This is a genomic window from Pseudonocardia parietis (assembly GCF_017876315.1).
In the GTDB taxonomy this organism is placed as follows: Bacteria; Actinomycetota; Actinomycetes; order Mycobacteriales; family Pseudonocardiaceae; genus Pseudonocardia; species Pseudonocardia parietis.
In genome coordinates, this window is sequence record NZ_JAGINU010000003.1 from 47,049 (window position 1) to 63,556 (window position 16,508).

The 16,508-nt window shown below is 69.4% G+C and carries 17 protein-coding genes; 12 read left to right on the top strand and 5 right to left on the bottom strand.

Features of this window, described 5'->3' with window-relative positions:
* The first annotated feature begins 74 nt into the window (after nt 1–74).
* Nucleotides 75–800 (top strand): hypothetical protein, encoded by a 726-nt coding sequence (locus JOF36_RS35840; RefSeq protein WP_210036698.1) that lies wholly within the window; start codon nt 75–77, stop codon nt 798–800.
* A complete protein-coding gene (locus JOF36_RS35845) occupies nt 797–1,261 on the top strand; it encodes a hypothetical protein (protein WP_210036699.1) in 465 nt (154 codons plus the stop codon). Before JOF36_RS35840 ends, JOF36_RS35845 begins: the two co-directional genes overlap by 4 nt.
* Before the next feature lie 68 nt (nt 1,262–1,329).
* On the opposite strand, the gene JOF36_RS35850 is transcribed toward JOF36_RS35845, so the two are convergent.
* Nucleotides 1,330–2,223 carry a mycobacterial-type methylenetetrahydrofolate reductase gene (locus JOF36_RS35850; protein WP_210036700.1) on the bottom strand — a complete coding sequence of 298 codons (894 nt, stop codon included), beginning with the start codon at nt 2,221–2,223 and terminating at the stop codon, nt 1,330–1,332.
* Between the two features lie 245 nt (nt 2,224–2,468).
* Nucleotides 2,469–3,728: an NAD(P)-dependent oxidoreductase gene (locus tag JOF36_RS41230; RefSeq protein ID WP_210036701.1), complete on the bottom strand. Its 1,260-nt coding sequence runs from the start codon at nt 3,726–3,728 to the stop codon at nt 2,469–2,471.
* A 341-nt stretch (nt 3,729–4,069) separates the two neighbouring features.
* Here JOF36_RS41230 and JOF36_RS35860 point away from each other — a divergent pair, with 341 nt between their 5' ends.
* From JOF36_RS35860 to JOF36_RS35895, 8 genes are all read left to right on the top strand, one after another.
* On the top strand, nt 4,070–4,927 hold the full coding sequence (locus JOF36_RS35860; protein WP_210036702.1) for a YmdB family metallophosphoesterase: 858 nt from the start codon (nt 4,070–4,072) through the stop codon (nt 4,925–4,927).
* A gap of 257 nt (nt 4,928–5,184) precedes the next feature.
* Nucleotides 5,185–5,778: a hypothetical protein gene (locus tag JOF36_RS35865; RefSeq protein ID WP_210036703.1), complete on the top strand. Its 594-nt coding sequence runs from the start codon at nt 5,185–5,187 to the stop codon at nt 5,776–5,778.
* Between the two features lie 9 nt (nt 5,779–5,787).
* Nucleotides 5,788–6,588 (top strand): energy-coupling factor transporter transmembrane component T family protein, encoded by an 801-nt coding sequence (locus JOF36_RS35870; protein WP_210036704.1) that lies wholly within the window; start codon nt 5,788–5,790, stop codon nt 6,586–6,588.
* A complete protein-coding gene (locus JOF36_RS41235; protein ID WP_210036705.1) occupies nt 6,585–8,405 on the top strand; it encodes an ABC transporter ATP-binding protein in 1,821 nt (606 codons plus the stop codon). Before JOF36_RS35870 ends, JOF36_RS41235 begins: the two co-directional genes overlap by 4 nt.
* Nucleotides 8,402–9,247, top strand: a complete 846-nt coding sequence (locus JOF36_RS35880; protein WP_210036706.1) for a YmdB family metallophosphoesterase — start codon at nt 8,402–8,404, stop codon at nt 9,245–9,247. Before JOF36_RS41235 ends, JOF36_RS35880 begins: the two co-directional genes overlap by 4 nt.
* Before the next feature lie 325 nt (nt 9,248–9,572).
* Nucleotides 9,573–10,376, top strand: a complete 804-nt coding sequence (locus JOF36_RS35885; RefSeq protein WP_245353213.1) for a 1-acyl-sn-glycerol-3-phosphate acyltransferase — start codon at nt 9,573–9,575, stop codon at nt 10,374–10,376.
* Nucleotides 10,373–11,107 carry an HD domain-containing protein gene (locus JOF36_RS35890; protein ID WP_210036708.1) on the top strand — a complete coding sequence of 245 codons (735 nt, stop codon included), beginning with the start codon at nt 10,373–10,375 and terminating at the stop codon, nt 11,105–11,107. Before JOF36_RS35885 ends, JOF36_RS35890 begins: the two co-directional genes overlap by 4 nt.
* 197 nt (nt 11,108–11,304) lie before the next feature.
* Nucleotides 11,305–12,480 carry an MFS transporter gene (locus JOF36_RS35895; protein WP_372447479.1) on the top strand — a complete coding sequence of 392 codons (1,176 nt, stop codon included), beginning with the start codon at nt 11,305–11,307 and terminating at the stop codon, nt 12,478–12,480.
* 456 nt (nt 12,481–12,936) lie between these two features.
* On the opposite strand, the gene JOF36_RS35900 is transcribed toward JOF36_RS35895, so the two are convergent.
* From JOF36_RS35900 to JOF36_RS35910, 3 genes are all read right to left on the bottom strand, one after another.
* Nucleotides 12,937–13,446, bottom strand: a complete 510-nt coding sequence (locus tag JOF36_RS35900) for a thermonuclease family protein (protein WP_210036710.1) — start codon at nt 13,444–13,446, stop codon at nt 12,937–12,939.
* Between the two features lie 225 nt (nt 13,447–13,671).
* Nucleotides 13,672–14,076, bottom strand: coding sequence for a hypothetical protein (locus JOF36_RS35905; protein WP_210036711.1), 405 nt, complete (start codon nt 14,074–14,076; stop codon nt 13,672–13,674).
* 3 nt (nt 14,077–14,079) lie between these two features.
* The gene (locus tag JOF36_RS35910; protein WP_210036712.1) at nt 14,080–15,372 is read right to left on the bottom strand and encodes a coiled-coil domain-containing protein; all 1,293 of its coding nucleotides are present in this window, start codon (nt 15,370–15,372) and stop codon (nt 14,080–14,082) included.
* Nucleotides 15,373–15,790: 418 nt separating this feature from the next.
* Here JOF36_RS35910 and JOF36_RS35915 point away from each other — a divergent pair, with 418 nt between their 5' ends.
* Both JOF36_RS35915 and JOF36_RS35920 read left to right on the top strand, forming a co-directional pair.
* A complete protein-coding gene (locus JOF36_RS35915) occupies nt 15,791–16,075 on the top strand; it encodes a hypothetical protein (RefSeq protein WP_210036713.1) in 285 nt (94 codons plus the stop codon).
* On the top strand, nt 16,072–16,500 hold the full coding sequence (locus tag JOF36_RS35920; RefSeq protein ID WP_210036714.1) for a hypothetical protein: 429 nt from the start codon (nt 16,072–16,074) through the stop codon (nt 16,498–16,500). The genes JOF36_RS35915 and JOF36_RS35920 overlap by 4 nt, the downstream gene beginning before the upstream one ends.
* Nucleotides 16,501–16,508 lie beyond the last annotated feature (8 nt).

Consider the following 16,508-nt stretch of genomic DNA (forward strand, 5'->3'; position numbering starts at 1 on the left):
GGCCGGCGCGGTGTTGTCCACAGGCTGGCGGTGGGGTGTTGCCCGCGCGGCCGGGTCCGGTCAGGCTCGTGGCTATGACCGAGGAAGATCTGTGGTCGGCGCCGGTGGCCGGGGCGCCGTTCACGAGCCGTTCGCTGGCGCATCTGGCCCTGGCTGGCCTGGCGCGGGAGACCGCGGACTGGGCACGGGCGATAGTGCCGGTCGGTCCGCGCCCGGATCAGGCCTACGGCGGTGTCCTCGTCGGCGATGCCGCCGCGCTGGTGGAGCGAGCCCAGCAAGTGTTGGCCGCAGCGGTGCTGGTCGAGCGCGACGACGGCGCCGACTGGTCCGAGATCGCCGCTGCGCTCGGGCTCACCGCCGACGAGGCCCTGTCGCGGTGGGAGCTCGCCCACCACGAGTGGTCCCAGACCCGCCCCGGGTGCCCGGTCGATGCCGCCGCGGGCGAGCAGGCCCGCGCCGGTGAGCTCGCCGAGCTGGACGCCTGGGTGGTCCGGCATCGGGAGCCGGGCGATCCCGCCGCCGGCGCGGCGCCGGTGTCGGCGGTGATGACCCGCCAGCACCCGCTGCTCGAGCTGCTTCACCTGCAAGGCCTGGAGCGGCGCTACACCGACGATTACGGCCCGGCCTCGGCGGAGCGGGCCGCGGTACTGGCCCGGCAGGCCAGCGTGCACGAGGACCTGGCCGAGCGCGCCGAGACCGCCGACGTCGCCGACGAGCACCGGTCGTGTGCCGCGGCGCTGCGGCGCACGCTGGGCCAGCTCGGCGGAACCGACAACGCGGCGGAACCGATCGATCGGTGACCGCCCGGGATCCGCTGCTGACGATCAGCGGTTCGCCCGGGATCTATCACGACCCGTCCCGCCCGGAACACGGCTCGATCGCGACGCTGACCCTGGTGCCCCCGGTGGGGGTGTTCACCGCTGACGACCGGCCCGGCGCCGAGCAGCCGGTCGACGTGGTGGTCTCGGCGGTGCTGGGGCATGGCTTCGCCCTGGTCTCCGCGCTCGGTGTCGCCGAGCTCGCTGCGCTACCGGCGCCAGCCGGCGGGACCGCCCGGCTCGACGCGCTCACCGGGACGCTTCGGCTCGACGTGGGAGTGCTGGGCTACGTCGGTGACGTGGGGGTCGGCACCGCCAGCCGGCTGGGTGGCTGCGGCGAGGCGGCGGGGACAGCTGGTGGTGCTGGTGGCCACTGGTGTCAATCTCGCCTCCCCGACTCGCGGTCCGGCCTGCGCGACCCGAGGATGCGCCAGGAATCGTGACTCTGTTCGATGACGCGCTCGCCTGGCTGGTAGATCACGGCCGTGACGCCGGTACTGCTTCGTACACGTCACGCGGTGTCCGGAGCCCAGTAGTCGAGCATGGCAGCGAAGGTCTCGAACGCTGGTGCGCTGGCACCGTACGGGGCTTCGAGATGCAGGCTGACGGGGAATCCGAGTTCGAGCACGCCGTCGACGACCCGCTTGTAGAGCTCGAGCAGCATCGTGCGTTTCTCAGCAGGCTCCCCGTCAGCGAGCTTGGTCACGAAGGCCTGTTCCTCAGCAACCAGCGGGTTGCCGGGATCCTGGATCAACCAGTTGATCAGGTTGACCCGGTTCTCGGCCTGGGGCACGAAGCCGAAGGACAACAGCAACTCCGGCCGGTGCGGGCTCTGCTCGGCGAAGTCGCGGAGGAACTCGACGATCCGGTCGGAGTAGAGCAGCTGTGTTAGGCCGAAGGTCGCGCCTTGGTCGCACTTGAAGTTCAGCCGACCGGCCTCGCCATCGCGGGTGGGAATGACGACCCCGCCGCGCTCGGGCACCAGATCTGTGTAGGTGGCCAGCGCGTCGACGGGGGCCACTCCCGATCCCTCGCCGTCGTTCATCGTCCGTGGCACACCCACGAAGACGATGCCCTCCATGCCTGCGCCACGCAGCGCACTCAGCCGCTGGGTCAGCTGCGGCTCGGCCATGAACGAGGTCACTTGGGTGCACAGGCCACGGACGTTCGGAAGCTCGGGCGAGATCGTCGACCAGAAGTCGAGAACATCCATCTTCGGCTTCATCGCCACCGGACGGTCGTCGTCCTCCTCGATCATGCCGGGGATCAGGATGTGCCCAATCCGATCCTGCATGCCACACGCTGCCGAGTGCTCCAGTACCTTGCCCGCCTCCTCGACGGCGCGTTGGCGACCGAGTTCGACGTTCGGCGCCACCAGCTCGAACGCAATGGTCTCAAGGGCCACGGGGTCGCTCCTTCCGAACCGCCCCACCCTCGGGCAGCTGTCCGGTTTAGACGTTCGGTCGCTCTCGACCGTAGTCGGCGTGCGGTATTCGATGGCCCGGGAGGGCTCCTTGGTCGGCGCCTGTGAAGGTGGCTTCACGCTGGTTGCCGCCGCTGTCGAGGCGCGTTCACAGCCTGCGCCGGACCCGTCTGGCCGACATCGGCGGCGACCGCGACCCCGTAGCCCGCCGTCCGCGGTCGGAATACTCAGCGGGTCGCGGGGCTCCACGCTGTGGGCACCGCTTCGGCGAACGAACCCGGCCCGTTCGAGGCGAGATGGTGATCGAACAGCGGTGACGCGTCGAAGAAGCACCGCTCGAACGCCTCGGCGATCTGTGACTCGCGTTGCCTGCTGATGCCGGTGATACGCCCGGCTACCGCGCTGCCATCGAGGAGCGTTCCGATGCCGTGCAGCATCGCCGCCTGGGTGAGGTGGACGAACGGGCGGAGCTCGGCCCCGTGCAGAAAGTTGAGCGCGTTGCCCCGGTTCGCGAGGAAGAAGAAGTGCTCACCGCGGCGGAGCCGGGTCATGTAGGGGTCGATCGCGTCGCCGCGGTAGTCGCCCATGCCTTCGAAGGAGAACTCGTCGTCTGCGGAGGTCACCGAGAACACGACGCTTCCCTGCTTGGTTCCGGCGAAGTCAGACCCGGCGAGCGCCCTGTTGCCGGTGGCGCAGAACACGAGGTCGGCCCGGGTGAGCGCGGCGTGCTTGTCCTCTACGCGGAAGTTCTCGCAGCGTGCGTAGACGCGCTGGTTGGGGTCGGTGTCCCAGACGGTCACGATCAATCCCCGGAACCGAAGGCTGTTCGCGATGCTCTGGCCGATCTTGCCGAACCCGATGACCAGTGCTTCGCGCAGGTCGAGTGTCGCTCCGCCTTCCCGTAGCAGCATCTCGGCGGAGAACACGATCGACTGCCCGACCCAGCGGTCCTCGTTGCGCTTGGCCAGGCTGCGCGCGATCGACACGCACCCAACGGTGAGGCGAGGTTGGGCGTCGTATTTCTGGTGGCCGTTTTCAGTGTCTTCCACGATCCCGAGGAACTGGTCCGCGAACGCGTCGTGCATCGCCGCCAGCACGGGCGCGAAGTACCCGCCGACGTCGAGGACGGCGAAGGGGCGGTGCCCGACCACAGCCGCGAGCTCGGAGTCGACGAACTCGGGCTGGCTGATCGTCTGGCGGGTCCAGTCCACGACTCGGTGGTTGCGGCGCGCCCAGCCCAGTACGTCTGGGTCCACGGAGCTCGGCTTCGTTACGACAGCGACCACGTCACCGATCTGCTCCAAGGTGCGCAGGAACGGCGGGAGGGTGGGTAGCATGTGGGCGACGACGATGAACGCGCAGTCCTTCCACCCGACTCGATCGCCGACCTCACCGAAGAACTGCTCGGTCGCCATTTTTCGATAGAATGGGCGACTGCTTTCGTTCCATTCCAACTCGCGTGTAACGGTGTCCCGAGTAAGGGTCACTGGTCCTCCTCCTGGTGTCACTGATGGTCCCAGCACCGACGTTTCGCTACGTGGTGCGGCGCATCGATTTCGGCGCGAAGGTGCGTCCCCTCTTTGGTACTGCGCGCCCCGGCTCGGGCTCGACCGATTACGCGTAGCTGTCCTGTGAACAGTAGAGACGCAGATGGGGCCGAGATGGACGACAGGTGGGTCGCAGAGAAACAGCCCGGGTGGCCCGCCTCCCGCGAATCCGGGCTGGGGTTGACGTTCACGCTGAGATCGAGGCTCCTGGCGCTCGCCGCGCGTAGCGTCGTCGTCGGGGAGATACCGGGCCCGCCGGTTCCACGGCTGAATGAGGGCACATGCGACTGTTGATGACTGGCCACCTGGTCGGGGAGCGGGCGATGCAGGAACTGCTCGCCGCCCTGCCCGGTCTGCGGGCGGCCCACCGGCTGGACCTCGTGGTCACCGTCGCCGACAACGTGGCCATCTCGGGGCCGCGCCCTCGTGACGGCAGCGGGATGACGGTGGCTCAACGGGATGCGCTGCTCGCCGGCGGCGTGGACCTGATCTTGACCGGCACCCACGTTTGGGACAGCCGGGATGGTGTGGCGGTGGTCGACCACCCGCGCGTGGTCCGCTGCGCGAACCTGGTCGACGACGCGCTGCTGCCGGGAGCGGGCCGGGTGGAGCTCACCGTCGGGGGAGCGCATTTGACGGTGCTGCAGCTGGCGGATCCCTCGGTCCCCCGCCTCGTGGTCAACTCGGTCGCCGAGGCCTGGCAGTCGGCCTTGACCCGGCCGGCGACGATCGTTCACCTGCTGGGTACGCCTTATGCAGCGATACGCTTCGCCCATCTTGTGGACGGACGCTGCGCCGCGGTCATCGGCAGTCTGACCCATATCGCCTCACGCGACCTAGAGATCCTGCCCCGCGGCACCGCCTTTGTCGCCGACATCGGCTATGTGGGTCCGGTCGGTGGCGTCGGTGGGTTCGAGCCCGGTCACTTCCTCGCCGAGTACCTCGACAGCGAGCCGCTCGGGCTCGAGCCCTACCGGCACCGATCCGGGCCGGTCCAGCTCAGCGCCGTCCTGCTCGACATCGCCGCGGACGGTTCGGTCGCCGAGTTTGGGTGGGTGCTGTCCTGGGACCCGGCAGCACCGGTGGTGCGGGTCTCGCCCGCCTGGGACGGGCGCACCCACCCGGCATCAGGAGCCTAGCTCGAGCCGCGTTCACCAGGTCGTGGCCCACGCGCCACTTCAGCACGCAGGGTTCACCCCTCGGCACGCCCGTGATGGTTTGCTGGTCGTCATGACGCTTCTACTATTAATCCGCGCCACTCGCGCTATCCATACGACAAATGGTGCGGCCAGCATCGCGACGAATACTGGGATTTCTCCGTGCTAGAGGACGGGTGGTGGCCCGTGCCGTCACACCACATGTCGCGGTCGCTGCGGGAAGGAAACGACGAGAAGCCATGGTCGACGACAATGACGCTGAAATCGCGACGCGCGGCCCGGTGCGCGGCCCAAGTGTGTCGAGCAGAACGGTGGCGGTGGTCATCACGGCGCTGATCTTCGGCGCACTGGTCTACGTCTCCAATCTCGCCCCGCAGATCTTTAGCCTCCAGCTGATCTACCCGGCCGCAGGTGTCGGGCCTGCTTTCGGCGCGTGGTTCGGGTTCTGGGGCGGGCTGGGGGCGATCCTGGGCAACGTCCTGGCCTCGATTCCGATCGGGCAGAATCCGTTACCGCTGCTGCCGGCCTTTCTTGCGCAGGGTCTGTTCATGTGGCTGCCCGCCCTGCTCTACCGCCGCGACCGGGTCCGGGGGATCGGCGATTGGGTGCGCCTGTTCGGGGTGAGCTTGCTCGCCAGCGTCCTGGTGGGGCTCATCCTCATCTGGAACCTCGATGCCCTCGGGCAGGTCCCCTTCGCAGCCGGGTTGTGGACCATCTTCCCGGGCGTGGTCATCGGCGACACCTTCTGGATGGTGGTCCTGGGGCCGATCATCCTGAACGTCGTCTCCCCGTACGTGGCGAAGGCCGGGCTTTCGTTCCGCGGATTCTTCTAGGTCGCCGGGATGCGTGACGTGGGGTTTTACTCGCCGGGGGCGTCGTGGCTGCACCGGACGCACGGCGCGGCGAAGATCGTGGTCTTCGCCGTGGCCGTGCCCCTCGCGACGCTGCTGCTGACCACCTCGCACTGGCACGTGCCGGTGGCACTCGGGCTGGTGGCAGTTGTGGCCTCGGCCCGGTTGCAGGCTGCGAAGCTGTGGTATTTCGCGCCGGCTGTACCGCTGGTCGCAATGACTGGCCTGTCCTGGCTGGTGTTCGCGAACTCACCGGACGGCCCTGCCGTCTGGGATGTCCGGCTCGGCCCGCTCGACTACGTCCTCTACGAAGGCACGGTGGGCAACGCCGCGGTCGCGGTGCTCCGCGGGGCGATCTTCGTCCTCGCCTATGTGGCGCTGCTCGCCACCACGACGAGTCGGGACCTGCTCGCCGGGCTCGACCGGCTCAGGATCCCCGACGGAGTGTCTCGGGCCGTGGCGATGACCTTGCGCTTCTGGACCGTCGTGATCGACGACGCCGGTCGCGTCGCCGAGGCGCAGCAGGCCCGCGGGATGGATCTCGAGAGCGGGTCCCGGTGGCGCGGTCTGGTCCGCCGCGTCGCGACCGCCACCGTTCCCACGCTGTTTTTGATGCTGAAGCGTTTCCAGACGCTGAGCTTCGCTCTCACGCTGCGGGCGATGGGCACCCGGGGTGGGGCGACACGCCTGTACTCGCCTCCGCTGGGCCGTCGCGACGGCGTGCTGTGCGGGTTGGCCGCCGTGCTGCTGGGGCTGCTGCTGGCCCTGGACCGGGTGGTGGTCCACACGTGAGTGAGCACCCGGACACACCGGTGGTCCGTTTCGCGGACCACAGCTGCCGCTACGGGCCCGGTGCCCCACTGCGCCTGCGGCAGATCACACTCGAGATCCCCGCCGGCGAGTTCGTCGTTGTCGCGGGACCCAGTGGTGGCGGCAAGTCCACGCTTGCCTACTCCATCAACGGGATCATCCCGCACGAGGTCCGCTCCGCCGAGACCGCAGGCGCGGTGTTCGTCCGCGGCCGGGAGGTGGGGCGGACGAGTCCCGCCGAGCTCGTGCACTCGGTCGGCACCGTCCTGCAGGACCCGGAGTGGCAGCTGGTCACCTTCACCGTCGAGGACGAGCTCGCATTCGGCCCGGAGAACCTGGGTGTGCCCCGTCCGCGGATCCGCGAGCTGGTCGACCATGCGGGCAAGCTGCTGGGCATCGCAGACCTGTTCGACCGGTCGCCCGACGAGCTCTCCGGGGGCCAGAAGCAGCGGGTCGCGATCGCCGCGTGCCTGGCGATGGCACCCCCCGTCCTGCTGCTCGACGAGCCGCTGGCCGAGCTCGACCCAGCCGGCAAGGACACCGTGCTGGACGCGGTCTCGGCGCTGCACGCCGAGCACGGGCTCACCGTCATCCTCGTGGAGCACAACTTGGACCTTGTTGCGGACCGGGCCGACCGGGTGGTCGTCGTCGCCGGCGGCCAGATCGTGGCCGATGGGCCCCCGCGTGAGGTCCTCGGTGATCCCGGGCTCGGGCAGCGGACCGGGCTGACGGCTCCGCAGCCGATGGAGCTGGCGGCGTTGCTCCCGCCACCGCTGCGCCCCGATGTGGCGCCCCTGTCCGCGCGGGAGCTGATGGGGGCGCTGGCCTCCCGGGGGATCGGGCGGTGCACCGCGCCGCGGCGGGCGGATCGACGAGGTCACGCAGCCGGTCCGGCCGTCGCCGAGGCCCGCGACGTGCACTTCCGCTACACCCACGGTGAGGTCGAGGCCGTGGCGGGCGTCGACCTCACCGTGCGGGCCGGCGAGTACGTCGGGCTCGTCGGCCGTAACGGCGCCGGCAAATCCACGCTCGCGCGCCTGTTGGCCGGTCTTGTGCGGCCCGGCGCCGGGGTGGTCCGACTCGGCGACAGCACGGTTTCGGACCTGCCCCGGCGCGAGATCGCCGCCCGCGTCGGTTACGTCTTCCAGAACCCCGACATGCAGTTCTTCCGTCGGACCTGCCTCGAGGAAGTGGCGTGCGGACTGGAGCTGCGCGGACTTCCCACCGAGGAGGTGACCGAACGGGCCGGCCGGGCGCTGGAGGCGCTGGGGATGGCAGACGCGCGCGACGAGCACCCACACTTCCTCAGTCGCGGCCAGCGGCGCCGGATCGCCATCGCTACCGTCCTGGCCCTGGAGCCGGCGCTGATCGTGCTCGACGAGCCGACAACCGGACTCGATGACAGCACGGCCGCCGCGATGCTGAACGTGATCGACGGGTTACGTGCGCGCGGGCACGCCATCGTGCTGCTCACCCACGAGATGCGCACCGTCCTCGAGCGGTGCGACCGGGTCGTGGTGATGGATCACGGACGGCTCGTGCTCGACGACGATCCCGCGGTGGCATTCCAGGAGCCGGGCACCCTCGCCCGCTGCGGGCTCCGTCCGCCACCGCTGGCCGAGATCTTCGGCGGGCTCCCCGGCAACGAGGTCGCCCCCCTGCCTCGCACCAGCCGGCAGGCCGCGGGACTCCTGGCTCGGAGCTTGGCCCCGGCCACCATCGCCTCTGCCCCACACGCCGACCCAGACAAGAGCCCCGTGCACGAGCCCTCAGCACACGAAAGGAGCACAAGGACATGAGAGTCCTGTTCATCGGCGACATCGTCGGACCATCGGCGGTACGCCACGTCGCCGAACGGTTGCCCGCCCTGCGGCGCGACCACGCGGTCGACCTAGTGATCGCCAACGCCGAGAACTGCGCGCCCTCGGGCAGCGGCATGACATCCGAGCTGGTCGGGATGCTCTTCGCCGCCGGGGTGGACACGATCACCGGCGGAAACCACTCATGGGACGGCGCGGAGGCCGAGGCGATCCTCGGCCACCCCTGCGTGCTGCGGCCTGCCAACGTTCCGGCGAGCCTGCCCGGTCGGGGCATCGTGCACCTGACCGTGGCCGACGAACCGGTCACCGTCCTCAACCTCGCCGACGCCGACGCGCTGCGGCTGGCCGATGCCGTCGACCACGCCACGCCGCTGTGGTCGGCATGGGAGGCCGCGGATCGGCGGGGGACGGTCATCGTGGACATCCACGCCGAGCACGTGATCCACAAACAGATTTTCGCGCACGCCGTGGACGGCGCGGCGGCGGCCGTGCTCGGCACGCACACCCACGACCCGACCCTCGCGCTGCGCATCCTGCCCGGCGGCACCGCGCTGGTCACCGAGGTGGGGATGACAGGCCCGTCGTCGGGGGTGATGGGCTTCGACCCGACGAACTTCGTCGAGGGCTTTAAGCAGGACACGCCGTTCGCCCTGCCACTGCCACTACCCGCCGACAGCCCCATCGAGTTGGGCGCCGTGCTCCTCGACATCGAAGCAAACCACACCCAGGAGATCTCCCGGATAGCGCGGATGAACGGCTCGCCCCGCGGAGCGAATCCGGCCGAAACGGCCACGCACGAGGGTGTAGCCCGTCACTTCTGACCGGCCACAGTCTCCTGCGACCGGACCGACCAATCCCTCACCCGCGACAGAGGGCGACAAGTACGAAGCCAAGATGAACAGTCGCAATCAGACGAGTAACGCCGGGTCGTGGATCGCTTCGGCGTTGATCTCTGGCAGGTACCCTTGGCCTGCTCCGCAGGAAAGGAACTAGCGCTCACCGTAGTGGACTTATACCACGTGACCTAGGTGGAGACGGATGAGTAACGCTCAGACGACCAACAGCACTGTGTCCCCGCTTCCGGACAGTAAGCCAGACGAAAGATGGGATGCGTTCGGTTTCGACCTCGATCGCTACGATCGCTGGATGTCCATAGCAAGCCTATACTATCGTTGGCTCCAAGTTCGGACAGCCGGTCTGTCGAATGTCCCGAGCGATGGGGCGGCAATTTTGGTTGGCAATCACGCTGGCCTCCGCGTGTACGACTTCTTTTCCCTGCAGGTCGCGTTGCGTCGGTTCCATCCAGCGCGCCGGTGGGTCCGCGCGCCGCTCCACATCGGCACGGAGAAAGCGCTGTTCTTCGGCCACCTCATGATCCAGTATGCAGGTGGGGTTGTCGGTCACCGACGTAATGCGCGTTACCTGCTGGACAAGGGTGAGCTCGTGATGACCTACCCAGAAGGCGGCAACTCGACCGGCAAGAGGTTCCGAGACCGCGACGTTCTATGCGACTTGCAACATTTCGGCAGCGGTTGGGCAAGGCTTGCCCTCGAAGCCGACGTACCCGTCATTCCAGTGGGATCGTCAGGATTCGAGTCTGCGGTACCAACGTTGTTTCGATCCACTACCCTGGGGCGGTACTGGGGCATGGACAACGATCTGTACCCCGTATCGCCCCAGAGCTTCCTGACCGCAACGATGCCTACGCTTGCCTGGACCTTACCGTTTCCCACCCGATGCGCCCTCAGCTTCGGTGAACCCCTGGACATCAAATCACTCGTGGGCGATGCCGACCCCAAGACCGAGGAAGCCATCGGGTCAGCTACGGCGAAGGTTCATTCGATTATTCAAGCCCATATCGAGAACGCTCGAGTGTTGCGCAAGTACGACCAGGAGACAATAACTTCAAATGAATGCCACCCCGCGCCGAGTGAAAGGCTGACCGGATGAATATCTCTGCGAACGGCACACAAGAGCATTATGACACAAACAGGGATGATCTCGCCGCTCGCCTGCGCGCAACGGTCGCGCCCGACTTCGGCCCGGAGAACGTCGCCCACGACTTGAGTCATCTCGACCGCGTGGCGGGAATGTGCCGACGGCTGCAACGTGGTGAGGGAGGCGACGTGCAAACCGTCGTTGCTGCGGCATATCTGCACGATTATCACCGCGTTGTCGAGCGCCAGACCAGCACGTGGGTTCGACCGACAGAAGTCCGCGATCTCACGGTCGAGGTGATGCGCCGGGCCGGGGTGCCGGCCGAGTTGGAAAACCCCGTTCTCGAGTGCATCGCTGCTACCGGTAAACACACCTTCGCCGGGGACACCCACGGTGCGCCCTCCATCGAGGCACGGATCCTGCGCGACGCCGACGCCCTCGACGCCATCGGAGCTTTGGGTATCGCCCGCGCGCTGATGTTCGGGGGTGTGTTGCGTGAGCCGCTCTGGCTCCCAGACGAAGAAGTCGACGAAATCTACAAGCCCGGCACCGCGAGCTCGGTGATACATCACTTCCACGAGAAGCTGATTAAGCTGGCCGACGACATGCTCACCGACACCGGTCGGGCAATTGCCGTGGACCGCCACACGGTCTTGAGAACATTCCTGGACCAGTTCACCGCAGAATGGGCGTTCAGCCAGGGGCACTCCGAAGTCGATGCCGAGGTCGACAGTCCCTCTTAGGCGCGCCGCAAGCGATGTCGCCCCGACCGGGTGCGCAAAGCGGCAGTCGCAGACGATCGCGGGATCACTTCTCAGCCGCCCCTGGTCGGGTCTTGTGTGCCGTGCGCGTGCAGTGCGCACTGGTCCTCTTGTGCGGGCGATCTCAGTAGACAGACGCCTGTCGAGTGGGGTCCAACGTAGGCAGGAGAGGGATATGTATGTGGGAGATACTCAGGACTCGACATGTTGGCCCGTTATTGGCAGGGACACTGGTGGGACGCCTGCCCAACGGCATGGCGCTTCTCGCCATCTCGCTGGTCCTGCGTAGCGAGGGAGCCGACTATTCGCTCGTAGCGGCTGCCAGCGCCAGCTTCGCCGTCGGGGTCGCCCTCGGTGGGCCAGCGCTTGGTCGCCTTATCGACCTCATCGGCCAGACGCGAATCCTGATCCCGTCCGGAGCTCTGTCCGCAGTAGGATTCATCACTATCGCGATCAACCCGTCGCACCCGGCCTTCGCACTATCCGGCGCCGCGCTCGCTGGTCTGGCCATGCCCCCACTTGAACCAGCACTGCGTGCCCTGTGGCCTGATCTCACTCCACGCCGACTAGACGCCGCCTACGCCCTCGACTCCGGCTCCCAACAATTAATCTTCGTAGCCGCACCACTTATCGTCGCCGGGTGTGTCGAATACCTCGGGCCTGTTTCCGTGCTCTGGGCGTGCGCCATCTTCTGTACCGTTGGTACCGCGATCGTTGCGAGCAGGCCTCCGTCTCGGCGATGGCGCGCTCCGCCGCGGGCCGCCAACTGGCTTGGACCGCTTCGGGTGCCCTCCTTGCTTGCCATCCTGGCCACAACCGCCACGCTCGGCTACTCGTTCGGCGCCCTCAACATCGCGGTAGTAGCCGTAGCCGAAGACCCGCAGACCACAGTAAGTGCCGGCGTGCTCTTGGCGATCAATGGCCTCGGCGCGCTGCTCGGCGCGCTCGTCTACGGGGCCCGATCCTGGGAGTCGTCGGTCGCAACTCGGGCAGCTGCATGTCTTGCAGGGTGCGCTGTCAGCTATGCGGTACTCACTGTCAGCATGTCGATACCCGCCCTCGTCTACGTATCACTCGGCCTTGCTGGCGCGTTCTTCGCCCCTACACTCGCCGCACTGTTCACCATGATCACACATTTCGCGCCAACCGGAACGGTGACAGAAGCTTTCGCATGGGTGGTCACCTTGTTCACCGTAGGAATCGCCCTCGGATCGGGAACCGCTGGCCTTCTGGCTCCCCAAGGCCCGGCTGCTCCGCTTGGCCTAGCGGCCGGAACCCTGTTGCTCGGAACTGCCACCATCCTGCTCGGCCGGCCCCGTCGCCCCGGACACCGGGAACGACGAGTGCCCACGTAGGCGGCCCCTGAGGTGTTTGAGAAGCGTCGGCGTGTCTCGGCGACGCCACCGCCGCCCGCGCCGACCCCGAGCTGCTCGTGCGCATCACCGAGTGGGTCGCCGACGAGCTACCTGAACGCCGTCGGCCTGCAGTCCGCCGTCGGCGTCGGTGGACCGGACCAGTTCGGCGAGCGCGCGGCCGGGTCAACTCGGCTCGGCCCGATGCAGCTCCGTCCTGCGGGGGCGGGGCCTACCCCGGCGTAGTGGAGCTGGCTGTGGACGACCCGACGCGGTCCAGGCCATCGCAGACCGGATCGAGGAGGGCGGCAGCGTCACTGCCGACTGCTCGTGGGCGCGGGCCTGGCGGAGCCCGCGGAGCTGCGCGGCGCAGCGAGGTTCGTAGTGACTCGACTCCAGCGACGCCTCGCTGTACTCCGAAGGGGAGGCGGTCACGCCCCGGCCGAGGCGGGGGAGGGATCAGCAGCTGCGGCCGTTGTCGGCGGCGCGGAGTTGGGCCAGGTAGTCGAGGTTGGCGTCGTTGTCGCCGTCGTAGACCCCGGTGTGCGCGGCGTCGACCATGGTCAGCCCGTAGTCGGCGCTCGACGGGAGCTGGACATACCGCAGCTGGCGGCCGAAGCGGTCAGTGTCGACGCCGGGTTCGGTGACCAGGGTGACGGTCTGCCCAGCGAGCAGCTGGCGGGCCTCGGTGGTGGCGTCCCGGCCGCCGGCGGTGTCGGTTTCGCACGAGTCGATACCCAGCACGCGCACGGTCTGGCCGTCGGCGGTGTCGAAGGTGTCGCCGTCGGTGACCTCGCTGACCGCCACCGTGCGGGAGGCGGAGGCCGCGAGCCCCACCGCGCCGTCGGTGCCGGTGGGTGCGGTCGTCAGCAGGGCCGCGACCGCGGCCGTCCCGGCCGCGACGGCCCCGACCCGACGCCCCGCTGCGCGGCCGGTTGCGCGGTCGCATCTGCTCGTCTGGGCTCTCACCACTGCCCGCCCCCTGTTCGCGTTGGTATCGGGCTTCGCTGGGTCGGAGTGGAGTGTGCCCGCCGGGGGTGACCGTCGGGTGACCACACGGGGGCGCGCCGGCCACGAGTGGGTCCGGGACGTGGGGAAGGTCCCGGCCCACCCCGGGCGCTGCGGCGACCACACATGCTGCTCGGCCGGCCGGCCGGTCTGTCGGCCACCGGTGCGGGCCGGGGAGAGGTGCGCTCAGGCCGGGGCCGTCGGGCGTGTGGTGGGTACGAGTGCGTCGACGGCGGTGCGGCGGTGTTGGTAATCGGCCAGGGCGTGGCCGAGGCCGGCGGCGGAGGTGTCGTCGTCGGCGGTGAGCAGGCATTGCAGGACGGCGCCGGTGGTGGCTTCGGCGTCCAGGGCGGCGGCGAGGGCGGGGTGTGCGGCCTGGCGGAGCGCGGTGGTGATGGCCTGGAGCCGGGCCTGGGCGTCGTCGACCGGGCCGGGGTGTTCGGCGGCGAGCGCGGCCCGGTGGGTGGCCTGGGTGGCGCGGTGGGCATGGGCGAGCTGGAGCGCTCGGGCCCGCTGCTGCGCGGTCGGTGTGCCCGCGCCGCCAGGTGTCCGGGCCGGTGGGATGGTCGTGGTGGTCGAGGTGGTGGCCATGGGCTACTCCTGCGGCTGCTCGGGTGCATCGGTGCCCGCCGGTGACCGGGCGCTGGTACGGCCGGGCCGGCGCCGGGTTCCTGGCGGGGAGGCGGCCTCACCTCGCGCTGCCGCATCGGGCGCGGTGGCGAGTTGGCTGCGGAGTTCGGTGATCTGCTGGTCGTAGCGGGCGGCCTGGTCGTCGAGGCGCTGCTGGGCGTGGGCGCGTTCGGTGGCGATGTCGTGCTCGAGCTGGCGGGCCACGGCCTGATGGTGGGCCTCGGCGACGGCCTGGGCGGTGCGGGCCTCGCCGGCCTCCCGGCCCGCTTGCTCGGCGCGTGCGCGGGCCTGGTCGCGTTCGGCGCGCAGCTCGTCGCGGGCCGCGGTGGCGGTGTCGCAGTCGTGTTCGGCGGTCTCGGCGCGGCGCTGCTGGCCCTCGGCCTGCTCGCGGGCGGCGGCCAGCTCGGCGCGGGTCTGGTCGCGCTCGGCGGTGACCTGCCCGTGCGCGGCGCGCAGCCGCTCCAGCTCGGCGCGGGCCTCCTGGACGTCTTCGGCCAGCCGGGCCCGGGCGGTCTCGGTGTCGTCGCGGGCCTGCTCGGCCTCGGCCAGCCGGGCCCGGGTCTGGTCGAGCTCGTGCTGGAGCTGGTCGCGCTCGGCGTGGGCCTGGTCCCGCTCGGCCCGGGCGTGATCGCGGTCGCGGTGGGCCTGCTCGACCTCGGCGGCGGCGTCGTCGGCACCGGCCAGTGCGGTCTCGGCGGCGGCTTCGGCGTCCTGCTGGGCGGTGGCCGCGTCACGGGCCGCGGTCTCGGCGGCCCGCGCCCGGGTGTGGGCGTCGTCACGGGCGGCCTCGGCGGCGTCGATGCGAGTGCGCGCGTCGCGGTGCGCCGCGCTGATCTCGGCGGCGGCGGCATCGGGGTCGGTGGCGGTGGCCAGCTGCTGACCCAGTCGGTCGGCGAAGTCGGCGGCCCAGGCCTGGTGCGCGGCGAGCTGATCGCGCAACTCGCCGCCGAGGGCGTCGATCGAGGCGCGGGCGTAGGACACCGGCCGGACCGGGGCCGGCTCGTGGTCCGGGCGTGAGCCGGGGGTGGGCAGGGTCAGCTTGCCCTCGCGGACCCGCAGGGCGGTGTAGCGGGTGTGCGGGACGCCGTCCACGGTCTGGTTGCAGTACTTGGGCTTGCGCCCGCCGGTGCCGGTGTACTGCTCCATCACGTTCGGGCAGCCGCCCGGGATCCCGGGCATCTGGCAGGCGATCCGCTCCAGCAGCCCGGCCCCGTCGACCCCGCCCCCGGTTCCGCCGTCGTGCTCGCCCTCGCTCATGCCGGACACGCTAGCGCATGCGTTCCGTTGCGTCAATAACGTTTTATTACGTAGTTGCACAACGCTACGAAACAACTACAGGATAATGCCTCTTATCCCGTCGTCAGTACGGATGACGGGTCGCACGTACTGGTGACGGGTCGCACGCACCGATGAGGGTTCGCCTGTACTAATGAGGGCTCATCAGCTACAAATGAGCCATGAGCATTACGCGCCCAGCTCCGCTTTCGCCCGGTGCCACCGTGACCGTCCGGTGGGCGGCCGCGGACCGCGACGGTGTGCGCGGCGAACTTCTCGGGTTCGGGGAGGCACCGTCCCCGCACGTGCTGATTCTGCTTGACGGGGGTGAGGAGGTGGCCGTGTTCACTGGACCCGGCGTCGAGATCTACGCGTCCGCCCTGACCTCGGGGGGTCCGCGGTGACCGATGACCGCACCCGACCCCAGACTGCCCATCTGGCCCTGGTCACCGCGACGGAGGACCGAGCAGACGCCACCGGCCGGCCGGGCCCGGCGACAGGATCCCGCCCGAGCACCCCGGGGACCTCGGCCGAGGTCACGCTGAGCGCGGCCGAAGCGGCCATCGGCCTCGGTATCACCGAGGACGAGGTACTGATCCGCCAACGCCGCGGCGAGCTCCCCGACCCGATCCCGGCGGGCGGGCTGGCCGAGCACGGCGGCCCGGACCTCCGGGTCCGGACATGACCACTCGCAGGCGAGATCCGGTGGTCGGGACGAGCCTGCAGGGCTACGTCACCGCGAGCTACGCCGCGCTGGTGGGCGAGTTCGGGGACCCGGGTACGCCGCACGACGCGGACAAGTCGCACGTCGAGTGGCAGCTCGACAGCCCCTACCTCGGGCCGGTCAGGATCTACGACTACGGCGACGTGCACGACTGCGACGGGAACTGGTACGTCCCGATGGCCGAGTCGGTCGAGTGGCACGTCGGCGGCCACGACCGCGCGGCGCTGGACTGGGTGGCCCGCCGGCTCGGGGTGCAACCGCACAACCCCGTCCACGCCGGCTGCTGCGGCCCGGTCATGCGGCCCTGGTGGATCGAGGAACTCCACCCCGACGACCTCGACGCCGTCGAGCAGGGTCACGACGCCGACGACCTGCCTGACCCGTGACCACCTCG